At 37.3% G+C, this 2595-nt stretch carries 2 protein-coding genes; both read left to right on the top strand.

What is annotated here, in order from left to right; translation table 11 throughout:
- On the top strand, positions 1-741 hold a 741-nt coding region (locus HUZ36_RS21570), incomplete at its 5' end, for an Ig-like domain-containing protein (protein ID WP_176033942.1).
- Positions 742-900: 159 nt separating this feature from the next.
- The coding region (locus tag HUZ36_RS21565) for a hypothetical protein (RefSeq protein ID WP_176033941.1) at positions 901-2595 on the top strand (1695 nt) is incomplete at its 3' end.

Raw genomic sequence — 2595 nt, 5'->3', positions numbered from 1 at the left:
GTCTTAGTCTCTATTAATATTGAAGGAACTCCACTTCTTATTGAATCTAGTTCACTTTCTGCCCACTGGCGTACTCCGCTTAATGGCACATTGTCATTATCAGGCATAGACGAAAATACTGTTCTTCAGTTCGGAGTGACTAGCGCACCTACTTCAGGTGAGTTTGTCTTCAGTAATACAGCAACGGGGGAATTTACATATACACCGTCGACTTCAACGTTAGAGCCTGCAATGCTTAGCGTGAATGTGAGTAATGAGCATGGTCTATACATTGAGAAAGTCATCACTGTAAACCATACGAATACGACGCCGCAGGCACCACCAGTCGAATTCGAGGTCAATCAATCTGGAGTGGCTGACATTCCGCTTTTGGCTAAGGATGCTGATTCAGACCCACTTACTTACGAATTGCTCTCACAACCAGATAAAGGTGCGGTCGAGATAAATAGTAATACGGGGCTGATGTCTTACACCCCAGAAAATGATGCTACTTATGAAGTAAACTTTCAGTATCGAGTGTTTGATGGCATGAGTTATTCAGAGCCAAGCAATGTTATCCTTAACGTCAACACGACAAAAGCTGGCGTCAACAAAGACAATACAGATAAAGAGTCAGGGGTCACTGAACCAAAGAGCAAAAGTGGCGGAAGCATGCCTATCTACCTGCTCTCTCTGCTGATGCTGGTAGGGTTCTTCCGCAAAGTGAGAGTCTGCGTTACTGCTCCCAATTCAACATTGTAATAATCAGTTTTTACCCTTGGATCAATTTACTTGATCCAAGGGTAATATCCGATCTCTCTGGTTATTCATGATAAGAAAATTATGTTAGTTTATTTTATATTCTATTTGGATTTTAAATAAAATTTCATTATAAATAGTAGAAAACCTAGAAGGAATAACATGAAATTTTCTACAACAGCACTTCTCACTATATTAATAATGACGCAATCATCATTCGCGCACGTAGAGAAAGTTAAGCATTACTCGAGTATTAACCAGATCGGTTATATAAACGTTGTTGATATTGGTAATGACTCGAATAAAGATATAGTTGGGAAGATTAACAGTGATCATAAAACACTAGCAATTATTGAAATCAACCGTAATGATAAACTTGTAAAAACAACAGTGACTGACTCAGTGAAGCTCGAGAGCGAAGATGAGTTAATTAGCGAGTTTGGAATTTATTACGATCAAAGATCGGACAATCACTATGCAGTTGTTATTAGTGATAAAAGTAACGTACACCTTCTAAATTTAACTGCCAGAAAATATGTAAAAGTGCTCCCAAATGTAACCGCTGATATCGTTAAATTTAAAGACATAGATAACGATGGTAACGTCGAAATCATGCTGATAAATGAAAACAGTATGTCTACACTTGATATGCATACGCTAAAAACCAAAGCGCACTACAACTTACCAAACTCTGACTTTGTTGTTGGAAAATTTACCAACCGTCTGTTCAATGAAATGCTGACATGGGACGGCGAAATCTACCAAATTCAAAATAATGAAATGAACCTGATTGGTACGCTTGCGGTAACAGGCACCTATTTATTTACTAAAGATATAAACGATGATGGAACAGATGAAGTAGTTAGTGAAGGCTGTACTATCGACGTAAAAAACGGCAGTGTTATTTGGCCTGTAGGGAATTCTCTAGAAAGTTGTAAGCAGGAAACACGCGACTCAAAATATGGTTGGTCATCAATGTTCAACGATGAGCTAAACCAAGTTTTTGGAACAATTAGCTTTAATTCTGACGGTATCACTGTTTCAAACATCATTTATTATGACTATCTCACGAGAGAAAGCGAGATCATTGGCAAAAACATAACTAGACAAAACGCAGACTACCAACCAGATACATATAATTACATTTATGAATATCTAGACTTGTACGGTGATGAGCGAAAAGAAAAAATAAAAAGCACGAAGAAGCTCGATGTCAAGGAAATAACATTTGGTGATGTAACTGAGCTGGGATTCAATGGTAATGCCTATTTAGCAAAGCAAGACAACAAACTAAGAATTATTGATGAACATAAGACGCTAGCTGCTATCAGATTTACAAAATGGGAGCCAAGCTTCAACAAAGTCACTAGTGCAACATTGAAAAATATATCCCCATTTACTCAAAATGAATCATGGTCAAAAGAAGTCGCAAAGAATATCGACTATTTTACAGCAACAACACTTGAAAAGGTGTCAGTAATTCCTTTTGCTAAAAATAGCAACGATAAAGTAGTGTATCAGCTCTATGATTGGGGCCTTAGCAACAGAAAGAGCTATATATTGAACATGGATGGATCTAATCACATCAAAGAGCCCATTATTGGCAGTTTCGAATTTTTGGGAGATATTGATGGTGATGGTAGTCCTGAATACCTCCACCAAGAAGGACATTATTCTGCCAATATATCAAAACCATTCGAAATCAAAGACTTTAATAGTGACGTGGCTAAATATAGCATTTCACTGGTTGCTGAGCCTAACTACAAGACAGGATTAACAGCATCAATAGACTTTGATGGTGATGGTGTTAAAGAGTTAGTATTCAAACATGAAAATCAAACGACAATTTATAATCTT

The organism is Pseudoalteromonas sp. McH1-7 (assembly GCF_013366255.1).
GTDB classification, from domain to species: domain Bacteria; phylum Pseudomonadota; class Gammaproteobacteria; order Enterobacterales; family Alteromonadaceae; genus Pseudoalteromonas; species Pseudoalteromonas peptidolytica.
The sequence above is the reverse complement of the archived record's forward strand: the minus strand, read 5'-3'. Positions and strand labels throughout refer to the sequence as shown.